The organism is Mesorhizobium sp. WSM1497, from assembly GCF_001672455.2.
GTDB classification, from domain to species: Bacteria; Pseudomonadota; Alphaproteobacteria; order Rhizobiales; family Rhizobiaceae; genus Mesorhizobium; species Mesorhizobium ciceri.
Genome location: NZ_CP021071.1, coordinates 455,971 through 475,366 on the forward strand (window position 1 = coordinate 455,971; position 19,396 = coordinate 475,366).

Genomic DNA, 19,396 nt, shown 5'->3' on the forward strand with positions numbered 1-19,396 from the left:
AATGTTCCGGAACCATTTTAGCGAGCGCTAATTGAATCGCACTATGCGAGTCAGCGCATGCGTCTGAAGTTCATCAAGCCCATGGAGCCCGAGCTGGTCGAGACGCCACCGCAGGGCGACGAATGGCTCCATGAGATCAAGTTCGACGGGTATCGGACCCAAATCATCAAGGATGAAAACGGGATCCGGCTGTTCACCAAGAACGGTTACGACTGGACCGGCCGCTATATCGAACTTGCCGGAGAGGCGGAGGCGATCGAGGCGGAAAGTTTCATCATCGACGGCGAGACAATCACGGTCAACGAGGCCGGCCTGTCCGACTTCCAGGCCCTGCAGTCAGCCGTCACCCGTCGTAAGCCGTCGCGCGATCTGTATTTGGTGGCATTCGACCTCCTGCACCTGAACGGGCATGATTTGCGCAACATGCCGGTGGAAGACCGCCGCCAGATCCTGCAGGAACTGATTCCAGCCGTCGGCCGCATTCAGGTCAGCAAAGCCATGCCCGGCACCGGTGACGCGGTTTATCACCTGGTCGACAGGGCGGGGTTGGAGGGCATGGTCTCGAAGCGCAAGGACAGCGTCTATCGCAGCGGGCCGACGATGAACTGGCGAAAGATCAAATGCTATGCCGAAAAGGAAATGGACATTATTGGCGTGCAGCGCGAGGCTGGAAAGCCCGCAATGGTGCTCATGGCCGACAAGGGCCGCTATGCCGGCGGCGCTTTCGTTGCGTTTAAAGCTGACAAGCGCCAGCGACTTTGGGATCGCGTGCAAGGGAAGGTCGGCGGACCAGTGCCTATCGGTCTCAAGAAAGAAAAGGCCGAATGGCTTAAGCCTGGTCTGGTCGGTCGCGTGCGGTTCCTGAAGGGCGAGGAAAGGCTCCGCCACGCCAAGCTGCTGGACTACCGTGAGGAATAAGCTTGCGACAAGGTGCTGCCCATGACGCGGAACAGAACCGTGTGCCTGGCGTTGTGCGGAAGTCGACGTCTAGGAGAAACGGCATGGTGGCGCCACGCGCGGTCTGGAAGGGTTTTCTGAGGGTCGGTTCCGTGTCGTGCGGGGTCAAGATAGTGGGTGCCACCAGCGAGGCATCGAAAATCCACTTCAAGATTTTGAACCGCAGCGACGGTTTACCCGTGAAGAGTGCCTATGTCGACGAAGGCACCGGCGATGTTGTCGAAGCCGAGGATCAGATCAAAGGCTATGAGGCGGACAAGGGCGATTTCATCCACGTCGAGCCGGACGAGATCAAGAAACTGAAACTGACGTCCCAGCATACGCTTGATGTCGATTCCTTTGTTCCGGTTGCCGAGATCGACACGCGCTATCTCGAAAAGCCCTACTACTTGATCCCGGCAGATGGCGCTTCCCTTGAGGCCTTTGCCGTCCTGCGCGATGCGATGGCCAAGAAGCGCGTCGCGGCACGTTCCTGCGTCGTACTCTATCAGCGCGGCCGCGAAGTATTGATACAGCCGTTTGAAAAAGGAATGCTGCTGACCGAGTTGCGCACCCACAATGAGATGACATCGGAAGACACCGTCTTTAATGACGTGAGAAGCCCAAAATACGATTCGGATTTGCTCGAAATCGCGGGCCTCCTTATCGACAAGAAGGTGACGAAGTTTGATCCCTCGAAATTCGAGGACACCTATGAAGATGCGTTGATTGCCATGATCGACGCCAAGCGAAAGGGCAAAAAGCCTCCGAAACCGGCGCCAAAGCCTCAGGAGAACGTGGTCGAGCTGGCCTCGGTTCTTCGAAAGAGCCTCGCCAAGGAAGGCATCGGCCAAGACCGGCCAAAGGCCAAGAGCCGCAAATCGGCATAGTTAAAGATAGCATCCCACCATCACCGCGCATCACCCAGTAGTTTTAGCGCGCTCGCGCGTTTCCGGCGTCAGGCCTTCGGCCAATCTCACCGGCTCGTCGCACTGCGACGCTGCGGCAATCGGGAGGAAAGACCACCCGACGCGACAAATCGCGGAGGGCCGGATTGCCGTTGTGCCCGTAGCTACAGGTCTCGTCGTTTGGTCACTCCTTGTGACCAACTGGTCGGCGTGGTCACCGTCACCCAAAAAATGATCGTGCCGACCTGGCCATGGATCGATGCCATGTGAGATTGCGTTCATTGGATGTTCGTTGCTTTAGTCAATCGCAATGTAGCGTTGAGCGGAAACGAAGTGGGCCCGCCACTGAGGACACAAACGGCGGCGGGCCCTGCTTTGAGACCTGGCCCGGGAGCCAAGCTGCAGACCTAATTTCGATTTCAGAAAGAGGTTCCAGGCCTGCAGAAAAACTTAACGCTTGCTTGCATTGCATACGCCCGCAACCGGGTCTCGGAACCGGAGGCTGGCCCTCGCACCAGAGCTTGGTCCTTTCAAGGAGGGAGTCGTCCTCACCAAGCACATCCCGACCTTCGACTGCAGATGCGTGTTCCTCAGATCAGTGCAAAATTTACGGCCCTGGGGTAAAAATGCTCGTGCGAGCAGCAGGGATCTAGAGCGGCGCTTTCCTCGCGCCCACGACGGTCGGCCACGGCGCTCGATGGCCTCGGCTATCTCGATCGAAGTCCAACCCGCTGCCATGACTTCCAAAGGTCCATTCGGTGACCTGCTGGCTATCGTGTCGCGGTCAGGATATTCGTCCTAGTCGGTCGCGCCTTTGGGCTTCGTCTCGGACGTAGCTCCGTCGAGGAGACAACCCGGTGAGAGGTCACGTCGAGCAGATGCAGGCACTCAGTCAATTCTTGCCGGGCGATTGGTCTTGGATGCTTCCACGTCCAGCTGGGCGCGACTGGCGTGAAGCAAGGCCGCGATCAAATTTTGGTCGGCTGACTTTTTCCCGGTGTATAGGCACACAAGCTCGCGGGCCTGGACCATCGAATCGGATTCCGGGCTCTCCCTGATGGCTGACGTAAGAGCCCGGGAGAGGATGTCGAAATCCAACAACGAAATAACCGGTCGGCTTCCTTTCATGGCCAAATCCATCCTGTTGGTCTGCAGGCAATACTCGAAAGGTCGACATGACAAGAATCGGCATCACCCGTTCCTTCACGCGCTCAACTTCAGAAGCTCTCGGAACATTTCGCCGAGCCCAGCGGCGGGGCGTGGATAACAGCGGTGCAGCGCCACCGCAATTACAAAGGTTAATTCGGCTACGCATCGAGCATCGGATGGTTTGGGACTGATTGTTCGCAAATCGCAGCTATAAATCAAATCTTCAGGGTAAGTTGACATGCTTGCCCACCGCCGACCGCCTATGGCTTGGATAGATATTCAGGAGAAAGCAGCGTAGGGCCTATCGACTTGTCAGATCTGATGCCCCCCGATGTGCAGGATGATCCTGCCCTAGCCGCTGAGGTCGACCGGCTTCTGGCGCGCCGTACGCGCGAAATCAGCCTGGGTGGCGAGATCGAACGCCTATTTCGAGCACGTGTCTGGTCGCAAACGGCGAAAATCATCCGCGCGTGGATGATCTGGGTGGCATTTTTGGATGTGCTGACGTTGGCATTGAACGCGGCGTTGCTTCCATGGGGCGTAGCGCAGTCCATGCTCCTGCCCGGCGCCATCATCCCGCCCGTCGCGTTGGCCGTGGTCCTTGTTTGGCGCAAACCGCAGGCGCCTTGGCTCCAAGGAGCCTCGCTGATCGCAGGCATGTTCCTTATCTTGTTGTCAGTCGCATTGGTCGGAGCAAGCGCTGGTGGCGAGTTCTACGAACGGCAATTGAACGTCATGTTGTTCGTGGCCATCACAGCCATCATCATCTTCGGGATCCCCTTGGCCTGGACGATGACGATCGCTGCGCTGGCGCTCGGACTTTATCTCATGCTTCAACTGCAGAACCCGGCCATCGCGCATGGGAGTGCAGTAGCTGGAACGCTGTTCTTCGCCAGCGGTATCTTTGCAACGGTGGCCGCGCGGCGCATCATGACAATTCTCGCTCAAAAGACTTTCCTGTTTGAGCTTCGCGACCGACGCAGGGTCGCCCAACTGGCGAAAGCGAATGATCGACTGGTACTCCTGGCGAGGACCGATCCACTCACCGGCATCTCCAACCGTCGCTGGATGACGGAAACACTCGAGCGCCTATGGGGAAGCGACAAACGTTGCCTTGCCGGTGCCGCGATGCTGATGTGCGACATTGACAACTTCAAGAAGCTAAACGACCACCTCGGCCATGCGGAGGGAGATCGGTGTTTGGTAAAGGTCGCAACTATCTTGAAGGAAAACGTGAGGCGTGATCGCGATCACGTTGCCCGTTATGGCGGCGAAGAATTCCTCGTGCTCCTGCCCGGGGTGAACGAGGAAGAGGCCGCCGCTGTGGCTGAACGAATGCGTAAGAGCGTCGAGGCTGCCGCTTTGCCCAACCCTGGATCCCGTGTGTCGCGCTGGGTGACCCTGAGCATTGGAGTTGCCGTTCAGACCGCTGAGGCGATCTCGCCGGAGCAGTTACAGCAACGGGCGGATGCCGCACTTTACCTTGCCAAGCAGACGGGCCGCAACAGGGTGCTGCTTCACAGACCGGAGTTATCCGCGCGCAAACATATTCGGCCGGGCAGCCTTGGGGCATAGGCCGTGCGTGGCCGAGTTTCCGGGTTGTTGAGAACACCCATGGCCGATTCCGGCTGCGTGGATGATCCAGGAGGAGTTCCACCAAGTGGCCTCAGTGATGGCGATCATCTGGATGACTTGCCGGGTCTTCGCAAATGCCGAGCGCATGGGCTCCGTCGATTTCTGCGCCCTGCGCCCTATGTGGCGCGCGTTTGGCTAGGTGAAGGGCGCCCATTGCGCAGCCCCTGATCTTGCGCAAGGGAATCCTGCGACAGCCCTCATTAGATCGGTTGCAAGTGCTCCATGAAATCTCCATCTAGTTCAGTTGTAGTCAGAACGCGGTCAAACGATGACACGGCAAGAAGTTCTCTCCGTCATTGGATCAGCCGACGATATTACGGTTGCGGAGATCATCGCAACGGGTGCGTCGATCGAGGAATTGAGAGAGGCATGGGCATGGGCTTTTGCTGACGAGGCGTTAATGGGACAGGGGCGCCCGCTTCCGGGAACACGAGCGGCCGCGCTTATTGACCTGCTTAAGCCCGACGAGGACGACCCGGCTGAACCGGGCACCCGTCTGGAGTAAATCAGCAAACCCATCGAATGTGCAATTCGGTCTTGTCATCCACGGCAGCGTTGCAGACACTTTCTCGGTGAAACCGACCTTTGTGCCCGTTTCAGTTCAGTCATAGGTCTTGCGCGTGGGCTCCAGACTCCCGACCATCGTAGCCGAGTAGCAGCCATCACAGGCCTCGTGCGGCTCAGTCGGCCACTGGATAACGCTACAGCATTGATCACACAGCCGATTTGGAGATCGCCCACTTCTCTTGCGTTCACACGCCAGAGATCGCTAGTCTAAACCTGTGGCGCGAAGTTCCTTACATCGATAAAAGCACACGCGCTCAGAAGCGGATCGCAGGCTTTTGTTGTCCACCTGTGTGGTCGCCGGATGGGCCGAAACGTAAGGACTTTCGCCTCGCCGACCGGAGTCGCCGACCGTGCGCGCAAAGCCGCAGAGCAGTTCCCGCAGCCGCATGTTGAGCCGGACCGCCACTTCAAACATACCGCTCATCAGCTTCACAACTCTGGTGCGCTCCGGTAGGGGGCCAGCCCAGCAGCACAGATCGCGACGCCGTCTGGCCTGTCAGTCAGGAGTTTGCCACAGCAACGAAAAGCGATTGTCCCTGCCGGTCGATACGGAACAACACTGGCTTTTTCTGCTGACGGGATTTCGCCCATTCCTCGCGGACGTCAGACGGCTGGGTCATGTTTCGGTTGTTGGCCGACACGATGACGTCGCCGGGCCGGATGCCGCTTTCGGCCGCAAGACTGTTGGGAGCGACATCCTGGACGAACACGCCCGTGGTGTCGGCCTGCAGGCCGAGTTGCTGGCGCGCTTCGTCCGGAATGGCGCTCAGCGACATACCAAGGCGCTGGTCCTCAGTCCCCAGGCTTGGAATGGCACCGGTCTGTTCCTCCTGATCCCTGCGTCGATCGACAGTCAGCGACAATTCCTGGTTTGTGCCGCCCCGGTTCGTTGTTACGGTGACTTTCGATCCCGGCTTCTGGCTTGCTGCCGCCAGCGTCAGGTCATGGACGCCTTGGATGTCCTTGTCGTTGAACCGGGTTATCACGTCGCCGGCCTGGATTCCCGCTTTCTGCGCCGGGCTGCCAGCCTCGACCGAGGCAACCAGCGCTCCCTTGGCGCCCGGCATTCCGAGCGCCTCGGCGATGGAGGGCGTGATCTCCTGAAGACGCACGCCGATGAAGCCGCGCTCGATGCGGCCAGTGCTGATCAGTTGGTCGACGATAGTCCGAGCTGTGCGCGAGGGCACCGCGAACCCAATGCCTATGCTACCGCCTGACGGCGACACGATTGCCGTGTTGACTCCGATGACTTCGCCGCGCGCGTTGAACAAAGGACCTCCCGAGTTACCTCTGTTGATCGAGGCGTCAGTTTGCAGGAAATCGTCGTAAGGACCGGCCTGGATATCGCGAGAGCGGGCAGAAAGGACGCCAACAGTGACCGTGCCCCCGAGGCCGAAGGGACTGCCGATGGCGATGGTCCAGGCCCCTGGTTGCATCGCGTCCGAATCCCCCCAGGCCGTCGCCGTCATGTTGGGCGGAGGCTCGACTTTCAATACCGCGATGTCGGTTGCCGGATCGCGGCCCACCACCCGGGCGGGCGCCGTCTCCTTGTCGGAGAACACGACGTGAATCTCAGTTGCGTCGGCGACGACATGGTTATTGGTGACGATATAGCCTTCGGGACTGATCACAAAGCCGGAGCCGAGTGCTTCCCGCACCTGGGGCTGGATACGCCCTCCTCCGTCGAAGGGATTGGGAAAGTCGTTGAGCGTCGTTTGATCCTGGATGATCTGCCTGGTCGTGATGGCGACAACCGCGGGCAGCTTCTGACGCACGATTGCGCTGAAGTCGTTCGGAATTTCCTGTGCGGTGGCCGGAGCAAGGCCGCCAGTCGAGAGCATCAGGGCTCCTGTGATCAAGCCAATGCACAAGTTCCTAGAGAGGTAAGACATGACTGGTTCTCCTGCCGGATTCGGGTCCTTGATTTTCGCCCGACGTCAGAACTGAGATTCTCGCCGATTGTTTCACCGGCTGGATAAAATGGTTCTAAGGCGTTGACCACGGGAAATGTGACCCGTGCCAAGCCATTGAAACTTGCTTGAGACGTCCCAAAATTTCGTCTGGCGGGAATCGCGAGAGCCGCCAAACTCAAACACGCAGGAGATTGTCTGAAGCGGAGGACCATCAATGGAAGCAGCCATTTCGACCCATTTTGCCTCGATTGAACCCGTGGCCCCCGATGGTTTTCTGGACCGCTTGCTGCATCCGGCACGGCATTTCAAACATCCCCACGACGTTTTGGCCGACGTTGCCCTGGACGGTCAGGAGAAGCGCGCCATCCTTTCGTCATGGGCGTCGGATGCCTGCGCGGTAGAATCCGTGCCAGCGCTTCGCATGCTGCCGGGGGCGGGTGAACCAGTCAGCTTCGATGCGATCATGGATGCATTGCAACAATTGGATCAATCGAACGAGCTTGCCGGTCCTGATGGCAGTGACAGCGCGGTGGTGGCCGGGTTCGTGCCATTCATCGATCGGATTTAAGCGCGACCTGATTGTTCGTGAACCATCCCGTCGGCGAGTGACCCCGCCGGCGGGGGTGGCATGGGTGCGTTTCGCCCGGATTGCCGCCGAAAATTTTCCTAATACCTCTTGAAGGTGCAAGTCGCGATTCTAAATTGATGGTCGTCGGTCGCCTGATGGGGCCGGCAAGACCAGGAGGCGGCAAGGCTCTTGGCGCCTCCTATGATCCATGTTGCTCAAAGGAGGATGTGGTTATGAACCTCGATTTTACCCCCCTGTACCGGTCCAGCATCGGCTTCGACCGCATGGTCGACATGCTTGAAAATGCGAGCCGTGTGGCCTCGTTCGACAACTGGCCGCCCTACGATATCGCCAAGGTTGATGATGATGACTATCGCATCACGATGGCGGTCGCCGGTTTCTCGCAGGACCAGCTGACCATCACTCACCAGCCCAACATGCTGGTCGTGAGCGGGTCGCAATCCGGCGATGAGAACGGCCAGTATCTCTACCGCGGCATCAACGGGCGCGCTTTCGAGCGTCGGTTCGAACTGGCCGATCATGTCAAAGTTGCTGGCGCCAGCCTTGAGAACGGGCTGCTGAGCATCGATCTCAAGCGCGAGGTTCCCGAGGAGATGAAACCGCGCAAGGTCGAGATCTCCAGCGGGGCTCCCATGCCGAAGATCGAAGCCCCCAAGGTCGAGACCGAGAAGCTGGCGGCCTGAGCAATCCACGATGAAGGCATCGCTTGAGCCGGGCGTCCGGCCCGGCTCACAGACCTACGAAAGGAGAAAGACAATGAGCGTACGTGCCTTGATCCCATGGGGCCGGGGCAACGGAAACTCGGCGCCCAGTCTCTTCCCTGATGGAGATCGAGACCCCTTCGTCTCCCTCCACCGGGAGGTAAACCGGCTGTTCGATGACGCCTTCCGCAGCTTCGGCGCCAGACTGCCGGCCTTCAGTCCCTCTTTTGCCGCCACTTGGCCCAGCGTCGAAATTTCCGACACGGACAAGGAAGTCCGCGTCACGGCGGAAATACCCGGCCTGGACGAGAGCGACATAGAAGTCCTGCTGGACAACGGGGCGCTCAAGCTTAAAGGCGAGAAGCGTTCCGAGACCGAGGACAAAGACCGGCAGTTCTCCGAGCGCTTCTACGGTCGCTTCGAGCGCCTCATTCCGCTCGGCTACGAGGTCGAGGAAGACAAGGTCAACGCCGCCTTCAAGAACGGGGTGCTGACCGTGACCTTGCCCAAGACCGAGCGGGCGCAGGCGAAGGCCAAGCGGATCGCAATCAACGGCAAGAACTGACGCACGGCAGTATGAGCAGCGGCCGTCACGGCCGCTGCTCGTACCACCCTTCATGATGGGAGGGACAGACAATGGAGACAGTTCAAAGCAGCGACATCAGAAACCCAACAAGGACTTCCGGCCGGCCGGACAATGACAATCGGCCTCGTGTCGACGAACCGGCTTTGTCAATGGGGCGGTCAGTGTTTCCGGACGGCGTGACGGCACGGATCTACCAGCCATGCCGCTCGGCCACGACCTCGGCAAAGCCCCGCAAGGACTGGCGATTGATCTTCGAACCTCGCACAGCCCCGTTCATCGAGCCGCTGATGGGCTATACGGGCGGCCGGGACACCCTGACCCAGGTTCAACTGGATTTTCCGACGCTGGGGGCGGCGATCCGTTATGCGGAGCGCCAAGGCCTCAGCTACGTGGTGCAGGCTCCATCTTCTGGCTCTCAGGCCAAGGTCAGCAACAGGCAAGCATCGGAGGAGAGGCACGCCTTTTCCGACGTGGTTTGGCAACGGCTACAATTGGCATGGCTCCAGGCAAGCCACAACTATGGCGCTGGTGCACAGGCAGCGCACATACAGACGGCGCTTTCCGAGCCCGAGACATTCTATGCCTCTCCGATGGAGGTGGTGGATGACCCGGTACTCGCACCCGACGAGAAATGTGCCGTGCTCAAGAACTGGGCCTGGAACGAGTACCTGATCGACCTGGCCACCGCTAAAGGCATGCCGGAAAATGCACGTCCCACGCGATTGGACGAGGTTGAGCTCGCTCTGCTGGCCTTGGAAGGCAGTACCCAGAGATTCCAGACTCGGCTCAGCCCGGTACGATCCCGGATAGCCGCATGATTGGAGGCAAGGATGGACCCACTGATCGTCTTCGACGCCCAACGGACCATCCCGAACCCCTTCGCACTTGCGGTCTCGGCAGCAGGGCGGGCGCGCGCACTGGCGCGCGGCGCAGCGCCCCGGTTGGCGGCCAGCCCGAAGAGCCGGCCGCATCTCGCATTGAGTGAGATCGCCGGCAATGCGTTCGAACCTCGGGAGATCGAACCCTTCCTCCTGACTGAGCCGATCTCGCCGAAGGACTGCGTCCGTTTCAAATCCGGACCCAAGAAGCTTTGCGGCATCGGGCCGAACAGGCCCGCTGCCGCACCCGCCCTCGACTCAAGGGCGGTACATTGACGTACTGAAACGCAGGAAAGGAGAATGACGATGTTGAAGAATCTCGCTTCCGACAGCAGCAGGCCGGCGCTCGATGTCGTAAACATCCTTGCCGGCATCGCGCTGGCGCTCTCGCCTTGGCTCCTTGGCTATGCTGCCGATGCTGTTGCCGTCTGGCACGCCCTCATCGCGGGCGTAATCACCGTTCTGATCGCAGCGCGCGCGTTGGTGGCGTTCCACAAATATGAGGAATGGGCGAACCTTGTCGTCGGCCTGTGGATTGTGGCCGCACCTTGGGTGCTTGGCTTTGCCGGCCTGGCGGCAGCAATGTGGTCGCACGCCATCGCTGGCGCTGTGGTTGCTGCCCTGGCAGCAGCCAGCCTTTGGCTCGCGAATGACCGACCGCTCTCTGCAGCCTGATCATAGCCGCTGGCGGGTCCGACTCTTCCGGGCCCGCTCTTTTTTTCGCGAGACGATGCCGGCGGCGATGAAGGCGTTGACGTGCCAGAATTGATGCGCTCCGGTTTGACGACCTATATCCCGCGCTGTGTGGAGTGGCCGCAATGGACATGAGTAAAGGAAAACACAACGCTGCCTTCGCTGCGCTGATGCTCTTCCAGTCTATCTACACTGCTACGCCGGTTAGAGGCCTTGCTACGCGACGGCAAGATCGCCGACGTGCAGGTTGGTGGGCCGAGGGCCTCGCGGACAGACGCGCTGGCAGCGGGATGAGGTGCCAATTGCCAAGAGGCTGCTGGGCTCGGCCGGCCAATTCTCTCTTGAACTGAAAAGAGCCATTTCCAATATCCTCTCTGTGCCGAAGGCGTCACGCAGACCGGCATGTTTTGCCGAGGAATCATCCTGCGTCACCCGAAGAGACACAAGCGCCGCTTTAGGGCTTGAAGGGAGGTCACGATGGAGAGCGCTACGTTCAAACAGCCGATTTTCGTGCGAGATGACAGTTTCGTCCTCAAAAAGATCGGTTGCGTCATGGATGCCATAGAATTTCTGGAAGAATGGCCGGTCGAAAGGCGCGGCCTTCTCCACGGAGCGGCCTGTGATACATGCTACTCGGCGTATGATGGTCGCAAGTCGGTCGAGGCCGCGCACAAGGCGTTTGCGACCTGGGCACGCAGGGTGGGTGTGATCGAAGACGTTCCGTTGGCGCCGTCTTGGATGACAGGGCCGAAGACTGGCAGTGCACACGAACTAACCGTTAAAACTCTCTGCGGCGGCAATCACGCCGCCGCAGCAAACAATCTGCCACGCGCTCACGAGGAGGAGAGGCTCGGTTGACCAGATGACGGACGGGCTGCGCCGGCAACTCGCGCTATCGTATTCGGGGGCTGCGGACGATCGCCCTCCCGCTGCCAACCCCGATGAGCAAAGAGCCTTTCACATCTGCAAGCCGCAGCCGCCGATTGCAGCTCAAGCCGAATGCAGGCCTTCACTGCACCAAAAAAGTCCGCTACACATAAGGCATGGTGCATTCATGGCCTTGCGGACGGGCGAAGCCGTGAGGCGAGACTCGCCCACGCCTCGACCAGTCACGGCACAGCGGATTGAGCGAGTACTCGACCGCGTCGCCGAAATCATTGTGGCACGAGGTGACCATGGTGAGGCATGGCTCCCGTTATACGACCACTTGGAACGCGCCTTGCAGGACCACTGGGCGAAGGAAGAACGTCTTGCCGCAGTGCGTCAGCGGGTCATACGATCCCAGGATCGAGCGGCCACACGATCTTCATAGTTCCTGTTGCCACATCTTCATGTCGCCGTCCTCGCCATATTTCGGCCGGTAGATAGGGTAGCCCATCAACATGCGCCGAAGCTCCTCGCCGAGCCTACCGTTCTTCATGCGGTCTTCGAACGAGTGGCGCGGTGAATAGACAGTGTGTATTGTTCTCGACGGCCGCCGACCGCGTCAACAGATGATGATTTGGCAGGCTCGCCTATCGTGCTCTCGGCTAGTCCGCAGGATCGTGCCGAGGAGCCCGGCGACCAATATCTCAGCGAGAGGCTGATAGACAAATCCAGAGACACGGCATGGGCGGTATCGGACACGCGCTGCTTGTGGATTTCGCCCAGCATCAACGATGCCTACAAGGCATCGTCAGCAGCCTCGCGAAAATCTCTGGCGTGCGGATTTTATACGGCAGTGGTGTCGAGGGCGCGGCGCACGAACACGCAGCTCTCGTCTCTGACCCCTCTGAGCACACGGCGATAGTAATGGAAATGATCGCCCCTCCGTTGCAGGAAGCGGTCGGGAGATGCTCTCCGCGTCGTCTTCCAACGTCTGGGATGCACCATTTGGAAACAGCCGCAAGGCCGACTGCCTGAGCGTGCGGATCACGCGGCCGCAGCTCAGGGCGCAGCAGTCCGCGTTGCCCACCCCCCACTTAGCAGCCCTGTGCCTTCAGGGACCGGACCATCCGCACGACAACAGGGTCATATGGTTTCTTTTCCGATTTCCTGTAATTAATTATGAAAAGCGCGGCGCGGTCGCCGCAGACCGTGATTGCGCGGACATAGCGGATCTCGCCATTCTTGACACCCGAGTAGCTTGCCCATCTGGATGTTATGCGCCGATAGGTCAGTCGCCAACCGGACTTTTTGTCCTCTATCATGCGGTGCTCGATCTCGGCGCGAAAACTGGCTTTGCCCAATCGTCCGCCCCAAACGACTAGGGACGCTTCTCTCGGCCCCAGAAAAGCCGCGCCTTGATCCGAGTGCTGGGTGAGGACGAAACCTGGAGGAATATCGAATGTAAAGCCAAGCTGCCGGACGCCAAAGGGCTGCCATGCTTCGGCCCGAAGCAATGTGGTGCAATAGAGACAGACTGTAAGGCCCAGCAAGAAGTGTCGCATCGCTCTGATTTAGCGTCGGCTAACATGGCGACCAGACCGACATGGGGTCCGCGACGTAAAATGTGCAGTTCAAAGCGGGCTTCCCTCCGCGTCAGTGGGATGATCACTGAGGTGGCGCCGGAACTTACCTGATCCTTGAGCCGGCGAACCGATGATGCTGGAGGGGGGCGCAGACGTTCACGCGGACGGGCATCGACTGGTCATCGCCGACACATGGTGCGCATCCCCCACAATCCACATCTCGGTAAGCGATTGGAGGGGTGGCCGGCGCCTGTGGCGGGTTTGTTGGGACGTTAGGCGCCGGCCGGGCGGGCGGGGGTGGGCCGCCGCAAGCACAAGCTAATATATACCCAACTCTGGTGCCTATGGTGCTATCGCGCAATGGCCCTGACGGGCAGCCTAGGCCATGGGGCTTAGTTGCGGGATTACCGTTTTGCGCGTAGTTTGTAGATCTGGTTGTTTGGGTCCCTCCTTATGACCAGTGCCGGTCGGCACGGTCACCGTCACCCTTGCTTGGTAATCTGATCGTGCCGACCTACCCTTTTGACATAGAACCGCACCCCCTTTGGCAATTGAAGCGCCTGGCGAACGGGCGGCATGAAACTCATCCGAATGGCGTCACGCTTCGTCGCTAGGCGATGTGTTGCCGCCGGATCAACGTCAACTGCGGTTCGAGCTGTAGCGCTGGGAGCAAGACGCCCAGGAGTTACCATTGGGCTGCGCACGCTGAAAGGACGGGTTACTCCCGACGCGGCGAAGTCAAATCCGAGGATCGCAAGGGCCTTCAGCTGTCTGCTCGCGCCGAGTCCCTGGGATTCGTCTATCGACCGCTCGCCGAGATCCTGGTCGCGGAGCCCCTCGATACGATCCTGCAGCGGGTAGAGAGCACGATAGGCGAGCCTGCCAAATCACCATCTGTCGATGCGGTCGGCGGGAAGATTGAAGCAACGGTTAGAAGTCACCTCGGGCGACCCTACGCTTCAGGTCAATGTCGTTCGCAGGCCAACCAGATCGTCGGCATGTCCCATGTCCAGACCTTCAGCCGGCGCGCCCCACGCATCAGCCGCCAGGCCGGTGAACACGTCGAACACCGTCCAGCTTCCACCTGGCTCTTGCCTTAAGTCGTACCGCTGCTGTGCCATGGGTCATTCGTTCAGCTTCCGATCCAGCTCGTCAAGCATGGACCGATGCTGCTCGGTCACATCCCAATCTGCTGGACCTCCCAGCAGTTGGCGGATTTGATGGCGCAGCGTCTCTGAAGTAATCCACGACCGAATGAGACGCGATGTAGCCTGCTGTTGCTCGGGAGAAAGCTCTTGCATGGTTGGCCCGCACGGTTTGACCGAGCCCAACCCCTTTGTGACCTTAATGGTTCCCGATGGATTGCCTGAAGAGAGTTGGAGCAGCAGCTACTCCGGCGCGACCGATAGAAAAAAGTTCATCGCCGCGAAGGCCGGCTTTGTAACGTGCAATCAGGCTTTCGGCAGCCGTCGTAGCTTCGGGGCTTTCGCGGTTAATGCCGCGCAGCTCACAAAGCATATCGAACAGCCCCTGGAGAAGAGACAGTTCCTCCGGCTCGAAGGTGCCGTTCGCGATGCTTGTTACCAGCATGATCCCTGCCCCTGCATTGGCCGGATCATTCGAGCGGGTCAGGTAAATGTCAATTCGGACCAAGGTCTTGTCGGAAAGGCCTTCATCGCTCAATAGGTCACAGTGACGACAACCGTGTCGGTGTATACGCCTGCGGAAGGAGTGGCCTGCGGCGGGACGCGACCATAAACCGTGAAGACTCGGTTGCCCCGGACGCGTTGCTACACGAGCGAATTGCCTGGCCATCCATGTTTCGGGTCTTCGCCATTCAGGAGGTCCACGCTGTGACCGCGCACCATGTCAAGATAGCAGGCGCCCCCTCGCGCCATGAACACATCGAACTATGGCTTGAGCACCGCGGACTGTCCAAATCTCTTCCGTAGTGGCCGGTGCGGTCCGTTGGGCCCAAAGGCCCCCACTGAACCAGCATTCTCCCTTTCCGCGTCTAGTGCGCCGTAGTGGGTTCGCCTCTCGAGTCAGGGAGCTGTCGCATGGTCTAAAAGCCGGAAGTCCGACACGGCGCACATTGGAATCGGCGCGATCAATGCCTTCGACGGTGATCGCGATCGTCGCGTTCTCGATCCCAATCCACCCCTTGGCTTTCCGGGGTTGCGGACGTCCTGCCTGCATTTCAGATATCGCAGTGAAAGCAGCTTAGCATAAGCGGCTCGAAGCGTCCTTCGGCAAAGACCCTGTTGCCATAGGGGAGACAAGAGCTCGCGGCTCAAGCCGCAAAATCCTGGCGATTGGTTGTCAGGATGACGCACATGCAGCTTGCCCTGCTCTTAGGCGCTCTTGGCAGGATCATATTCTTGATGCTGCAGGCATAGGTTGGGCGCTCAAGCCTTGCCACGTCACCCTCTGCTGGCTGCCCAGTCAACACGTTAAACACGGTCCAGCTTTCGTTGGTTTCTTTTCTGAGTTCATGTCTTTGGTGAGTCACTGTCGCTAGCCATACATCAAGCAGTGATCGATGATTACAATCGATGACTTGGAAGGCGCCAGAGGTCGTCAGCGCGTGAGATAGAATGACTGACGGCTAACACCGCCTCGTCCTTCCTGCGCGATAGCCTGATGACCTTCAAACGCATGAGCTGACTCGCAACACTGCGATTCAATTTAGCACACGTTTAATTAGCTCCGGAGCATTTTAACGAATCGTTGACCGCGCTGTCCCATTATAGGACGGCGCGGTCAAACCCCAACCGGACTGCGCAGGCGGCTCCGGCACTGAAGCGCCCGCCCAACTGTCGGAGTCGCCACCCACACCAACATACCAGCAATGGTTGAATCAACCGTTACCGCATGTGCTTTCCAATGTGCTTCCCTGATCGTTAGACTTTGACCGAGCGGACGGGAATAAGCGCAGAACAGTTCGCTAACATTTGAGACAAGTCGATGGATATGACGAGCAATCCGATCTTGGTGGATCAATTCCCGGCAAGCTCTACAGCGGCGAGCCCAAGAAGGATATTCCTACATCTGGCCGACGTGCGGTCAGCAGGTCGACATGCGTGACCTTCGCCAAGGCGCTGGCCGCCGGTTGTGCCGCGCCGCCTCGCTCTGGTTTCCTGACATTCTGATCGCTTGTCAAACGATCCAGCCCACATGCCGCACTTCCGCCGGGAATCGGGTCCATGAACATCGCGGATCCCGCCGATCAGGTTCCTGAGCTGGCGCTGCGTCCATGAGCGGCGCAGGGGGATTTGATCCTTGCACTGAACCGTCCGAGGCGGTCTGCGAACAACTCGCCGTCCGGCCGGCATCGCCTTGTTCATGCTGCTCGCCCATCAGACCGCAAATTCCGCGACTATCGTAGCGGTCGCACGCATCGCGTGATCGCTGAATTCGTGTTCACTGCAACCGCGGTGGTGGCTCATGCCCTCGCCTGGCATTCCGCCTATTCGCCGACCGAGGGGTGGATTGCGCTTTTCGATCCTGCTTTACCTCATTACCGGCCTGTTCTGGCTTCCAGTCGTGTGGATGCAGATCGAGATGCGCGATCTCTCGCCCTGCATGCCGCGGCAGCGAAGCAAGCTCCACCACAGCGCTGCAACACCTTGGCACGTTCCGCCATTCCAGAAGGCGGCTACGACGACATGAATGCCATCACCATCTCCACCATTCTGGTTGTGGTCGCCCTGCGCCCACGGGCACATGGCCTGTAACTTCGCCGTGACTCATCCCCTTGAGGGAACAATCAGACCGAGCCCCAGTTTGACCCAAACAAACACGGCCGATGGTTCGATGGAGGCATGCCATGAGATTTCCACACAGCACGACGGCCGCCGCCGCCACTTTCATAGCCCTCACGTCCCCGGCGCTCGCCCAGTCAAGCGGAACACCGGCACCCACGACGCCTGCACCCACGACGGCGACCGAACAACCCGGCGCCGGGTCGAACGCAAACGGACAGGGGGGTGAACAGACACGCGAAATAATCCGCCAGATGGTTGAGCAAGCTGTCCGGGAGAGGATGCACCAGGATCGCGGTTCTGAAGAAGCTTTCCGTGACGAAGATAGCCGCAACGACCAGGGCGACCGCAACGGGCATGCTGACCGCCCCGATGAAGCTAGCCGGCATGGCGACCATTGGCGAAATCGTGGCGACTGGGGCAGAGGACACAGAATGGCTCGACACCGTGGTCACCAAAAGATGCGCGGTGCCGGCATGCGACTTATGTTCGGCCTGTTGGACACGGATGGCGACAGGTCACTGTCCGAGGCCGAGGTTCAAAGCGCGGTCGGCAGGATGTTCAATAGCATCGACGAGAATGGTGACGGCAACATCGATCTAGACGAAATCCAGTCCCTCCTGCACGGCTCCAACGTGCATGGCACAAACAACGAAGACATGCCGTAGCTGCATCAAGACTGAGGAGCCGACTTCAGACGGAGCGGCAAGCGAGTCGCGGTCAGGCGAAGGCGCCGTTTGGAATGGCCCAAAATATTCTCTCAAGCTCCCGGAACATAGGTCGGCCATTGCGGTTCGACAGGCGGCGGGAACGGTCGATGAATAGCATGCCCGCTTGCCAAGCGCGGGTCCCGATCGACCTTGCCAACAGAGGAGCGGGCTATGCGTGCGTTGGTCTGGCACGGTAAGGAAGACATACGCTGCGATCAGGTCTCCGATCCAGAAATTGAGGATGAACGGGACGCGATTATCAAGGTGACGAGTTGTGCCATCTGCGGCTCCGACCTTCACCTTTACCACAACTACGTGCCAGCCATGCTGCCAGGCGACATTATGGGCCACGAGATGATGGGAGAGGTCGTGGAGGTCGGCAGGGGCGTCAACGGCGCTCTGAAGAAGGGAGACCGCATTGTCGTACCGTTCACCATAATCTGCGGTGAGTGCGACCAGTGCAAGAGACAGAACTTTTCGGTTTGCGAACGTACGAACCGCAAGAAGAACCTCGGCGACAAGGTGTTCGGGCACACCACCGCTGGTCTGTTTGGCTACACCCATTTGACGGGCGGCTATCCCGGGGGACAGGCGGAATACCTGCGGGTGCCGTTCGCCGACGCCACGCACGTAAAGGTGCCTGACAACCTTACCGACGAGCAGGTTCTCTTCCTCGGCGATATTTTTCCCACCGGATGGCAGGCCGCGGCACAGTGCGACATAGAGCCTACGGATACGGTTGCGGTGTGGGGCTGCGGCCCAGTCGGGCAGATGGCAATACGCAGCGCCCTGCTGCTCGGCGCCAAACAGGTGGTGGCGATCGATTGCCTGCCGGAACGGCTTTCCATGGGGGCGGCCGGCGGTGCCATCACCATTAATTTCGCCGAGGAAAGTGTCGTCGAACGGCTGCAGGAACTCACCGGCGCAAATGGCCCGGAGAAGTGCATCGATTGCGTCGGCATGGAAAGCCATGTCTCGCTGGCCCAGCCCGACACCGTCTACGATCGCGCAAAGCAGTTGATGCTGATGGAAAATGATCGACCGCATGTGTTGCGCGAGATGATCTATGTCTGCCGGCCGGCCGGCGTGATCTCGATCCCCGGCGTCTACAGCGGGCTGGTCGACAAGATTCCGATGGGACAGGCGATGAACAAGGGCCTCACCTTCCGCATGGGGCAGACCCATGTCACCCGTTGGACCGAGGATCTGCTGCGCCGCATCGTGGACGGCCAGATCGACCCTTCCTTCGTCATCACCCATACCGTCGGGCTCGAGCAGGGACCCGAGATGTACAAGGTGTTCCGCGACAAGCAGGACAGCTGCATCAAGGTTGTTTTGAAACCGTAGGGAATCGTCATGAACGTGGTCGCTAAACTCACCAACATCACCCGATCGCCTGGCGATCCCAAAGTGCTGCAGGCCGGGCCGAGTGTGGTCGGTGCCTTCGACGGCCTTGCTCGCAAGCTCGGCTGGTTCAGCATCGCGCTGGGTGTCGTCGAGCTGGTTGGTGCCGAGCGGATTGCCGGTGCGCTCGGCATGAGCGGCAAGCAAGATCTCATCCGAGCCTATGGGGCGCGGGAGATAAGCAGCGGCATACTCTCGCTTTCCGTGGACAAGCAGGCTGGGCTTTGGAGCCGGGTGGCTGGCGACGGCCTGGACATCGCGACGTTGCTGTCAGCTTATCGGCATGACAATCCAAAGCGCGACAACGTGGGCATTGCGCTTGCCGTGGTCGCCGGCATCGCTTTGCTCGACATCATCGGTGCGAAAGGCGTCACCGCGCGCCACTCTCGCAGGGGGACCAAGCCACGCGACTACAGCGATCGCAGCGGCTTTCCCGCAGGCACTGCCGCAGCCCGCGACTTTGCCCGCTCTGAGCGCGGCCAGGAGTCCGGCGCCGCCTGACAGAGTGCCGAC

At 59.7% G+C, this 19,396-nt stretch carries 17 protein-coding genes and 2 pseudogenes; 15 read left to right on the forward strand and 4 right to left on the reverse strand.

The genetic code is table 11. The features are described 5' to 3' along the window. The first annotated feature begins 57 nt into the window (after positions 1 to 57). The 4 genes from A9K65_RS34685 (at position 58) to A9K65_RS34710 (ending at position 5,133) form a co-directional block, all read left to right on the forward strand. On the forward strand, positions 58 to 918 hold the full coding sequence (locus tag A9K65_RS34685; protein WP_063170822.1) for an ATP-dependent DNA ligase: 861 nt from the start codon (positions 58 to 60) through the stop codon (positions 916 to 918). 83 nt (positions 919 to 1,001) lie between these two features. Beyond that, positions 1,002 to 1,826, forward strand: a complete 825-nt coding sequence (locus A9K65_RS34690; protein WP_063170823.1) for a Ku protein — start codon at positions 1,002 to 1,004, stop codon at positions 1,824 to 1,826. Positions 1,827 to 3,314: 1,488 nt separating this feature from the next. After that, the gene (locus tag A9K65_RS34705; RefSeq protein WP_063170825.1) at positions 3,315 to 4,568 is read left to right on the forward strand and encodes a diguanylate cyclase; all 1,254 of its coding nucleotides are present in this window, start codon (positions 3,315 to 3,317) and stop codon (positions 4,566 to 4,568) included. 328 nt (positions 4,569 to 4,896) lie between these two features. Then, positions 4,897 to 5,133 carry a hypothetical protein gene (locus A9K65_RS34710; protein WP_013525027.1) on the forward strand — a complete coding sequence of 79 codons (237 nt, stop codon included), beginning with the start codon at positions 4,897 to 4,899 and terminating at the stop codon, positions 5,131 to 5,133. Positions 5,134 to 5,695: 562 nt separating this feature from the next. Here A9K65_RS34710 and A9K65_RS34715 read toward each other — a convergent pair. Next, the gene (locus tag A9K65_RS34715; protein WP_245322233.1) at positions 5,696 to 7,036 is read right to left on the reverse strand and encodes a Do family serine endopeptidase; all 1,341 of its coding nucleotides are present in this window, start codon (positions 7,034 to 7,036) and stop codon (positions 5,696 to 5,698) included. Positions 7,037 to 7,322: 286 nt separating this feature from the next. Between A9K65_RS34715 and A9K65_RS34720 the strand changes: the two genes are divergently transcribed. From A9K65_RS34720 to A9K65_RS34750, 7 genes are all read left to right on the forward strand, one after another. Beyond that, complete coding sequence (locus tag A9K65_RS34720) at positions 7,323 to 7,676, forward strand: hypothetical protein (protein WP_064994948.1); 354 nt, start codon at positions 7,323 to 7,325, stop codon at positions 7,674 to 7,676. A gap of 227 nt (positions 7,677 to 7,903) precedes the next feature. Further along, positions 7,904 to 8,380 carry an Hsp20 family protein gene (locus A9K65_RS34725; protein WP_164752017.1) on the forward strand — a complete coding sequence of 159 codons (477 nt, stop codon included), beginning with the start codon at positions 7,904 to 7,906 and terminating at the stop codon, positions 8,378 to 8,380. Positions 8,381 to 8,453: 73 nt separating this feature from the next. Further along, positions 8,454 to 8,963, forward strand: coding sequence for an Hsp20/alpha crystallin family protein (locus A9K65_RS34730; RefSeq protein WP_064994955.1), 510 nt, complete (start codon positions 8,454 to 8,456; stop codon positions 8,961 to 8,963). 71 nt (positions 8,964 to 9,034) lie between these two features. Further along, positions 9,035 to 9,802 (forward strand): NADH dehydrogenase ubiquinone Fe-S protein 4, encoded by a 768-nt coding sequence (locus A9K65_RS34735; protein WP_064994949.1) that lies wholly within the window; start codon positions 9,035 to 9,037, stop codon positions 9,800 to 9,802. A 12-nt stretch (positions 9,803 to 9,814) separates the two neighbouring features. After that, entirely contained in the window at positions 9,815 to 10,138 is a 324-nt protein-coding gene (locus A9K65_RS34740; RefSeq protein ID WP_063174045.1) for a hypothetical protein, read from the forward strand. A gap of 30 nt (positions 10,139 to 10,168) precedes the next feature. Continuing rightward, positions 10,169 to 10,537: an SPW repeat protein gene (locus A9K65_RS34745; protein WP_063174098.1), complete on the forward strand. Its 369-nt coding sequence runs from the start codon at positions 10,169 to 10,171 to the stop codon at positions 10,535 to 10,537. Positions 10,538 to 11,032: 495 nt separating this feature from the next. Further along, entirely contained in the window at positions 11,033 to 11,413 is a 381-nt protein-coding gene (locus A9K65_RS34750) for a DUF982 domain-containing protein (RefSeq protein WP_064994950.1), read from the forward strand. Positions 11,414 to 13,964: 2,551 nt separating this feature from the next. On the opposite strand, the gene A9K65_RS34760 is transcribed toward A9K65_RS34750, so the two are convergent. The 3 genes and pseudogenes from A9K65_RS34760 to A9K65_RS36605 all read right to left on the reverse strand — a co-directional run. Continuing rightward, complete coding sequence (locus A9K65_RS34760) at positions 13,965 to 14,126, reverse strand: hypothetical protein (RefSeq protein ID WP_244514446.1); 162 nt, start codon at positions 14,124 to 14,126, stop codon at positions 13,965 to 13,967. 223 nt (positions 14,127 to 14,349) lie between these two features. Then, positions 14,350 to 14,688, reverse strand: a complete 339-nt coding sequence (locus A9K65_RS34770) for a hypothetical protein (RefSeq protein WP_164752009.1) — start codon at positions 14,686 to 14,688, stop codon at positions 14,350 to 14,352. Further along, positions 14,685 to 14,741, reverse strand: a pseudogene (locus tag A9K65_RS36605) (spore coat U domain-containing protein); the annotation flags it as partial. The gene A9K65_RS34770 and the pseudogene A9K65_RS36605, both read right to left, overlap by 4 nt. Before the next feature lie 1,591 nt (positions 14,742 to 16,332). Here A9K65_RS36605 and A9K65_RS34785 point away from each other — a divergent pair. From A9K65_RS34785 to A9K65_RS34800, 4 genes and pseudogenes are all read left to right on the forward strand, one after another. Next, a pseudogene (locus A9K65_RS34785) lies at positions 16,333 to 16,584 on the forward strand (DUF2269 family protein); the annotation flags it as partial. Positions 16,585 to 17,050: 466 nt separating this feature from the next. After that, complete coding sequence (locus tag A9K65_RS36430; protein ID WP_224675712.1) at positions 17,051 to 17,437, forward strand: hypothetical protein; 387 nt, start codon at positions 17,051 to 17,053, stop codon at positions 17,435 to 17,437. Between the two features lie 213 nt (positions 17,438 to 17,650). Continuing rightward, positions 17,651 to 18,826 carry a zinc-dependent alcohol dehydrogenase gene (locus tag A9K65_RS34795; protein ID WP_013525010.1) on the forward strand — a complete coding sequence of 392 codons (1,176 nt, stop codon included), beginning with the start codon at positions 17,651 to 17,653 and terminating at the stop codon, positions 18,824 to 18,826. Between the two features lie 9 nt (positions 18,827 to 18,835). Next, positions 18,836 to 19,384 carry a hypothetical protein gene (locus A9K65_RS34800; RefSeq protein WP_063170835.1) on the forward strand — a complete coding sequence of 183 codons (549 nt, stop codon included), beginning with the start codon at positions 18,836 to 18,838 and terminating at the stop codon, positions 19,382 to 19,384. The last annotated feature ends 12 nt before the right edge of the window (positions 19,385 to 19,396 follow it).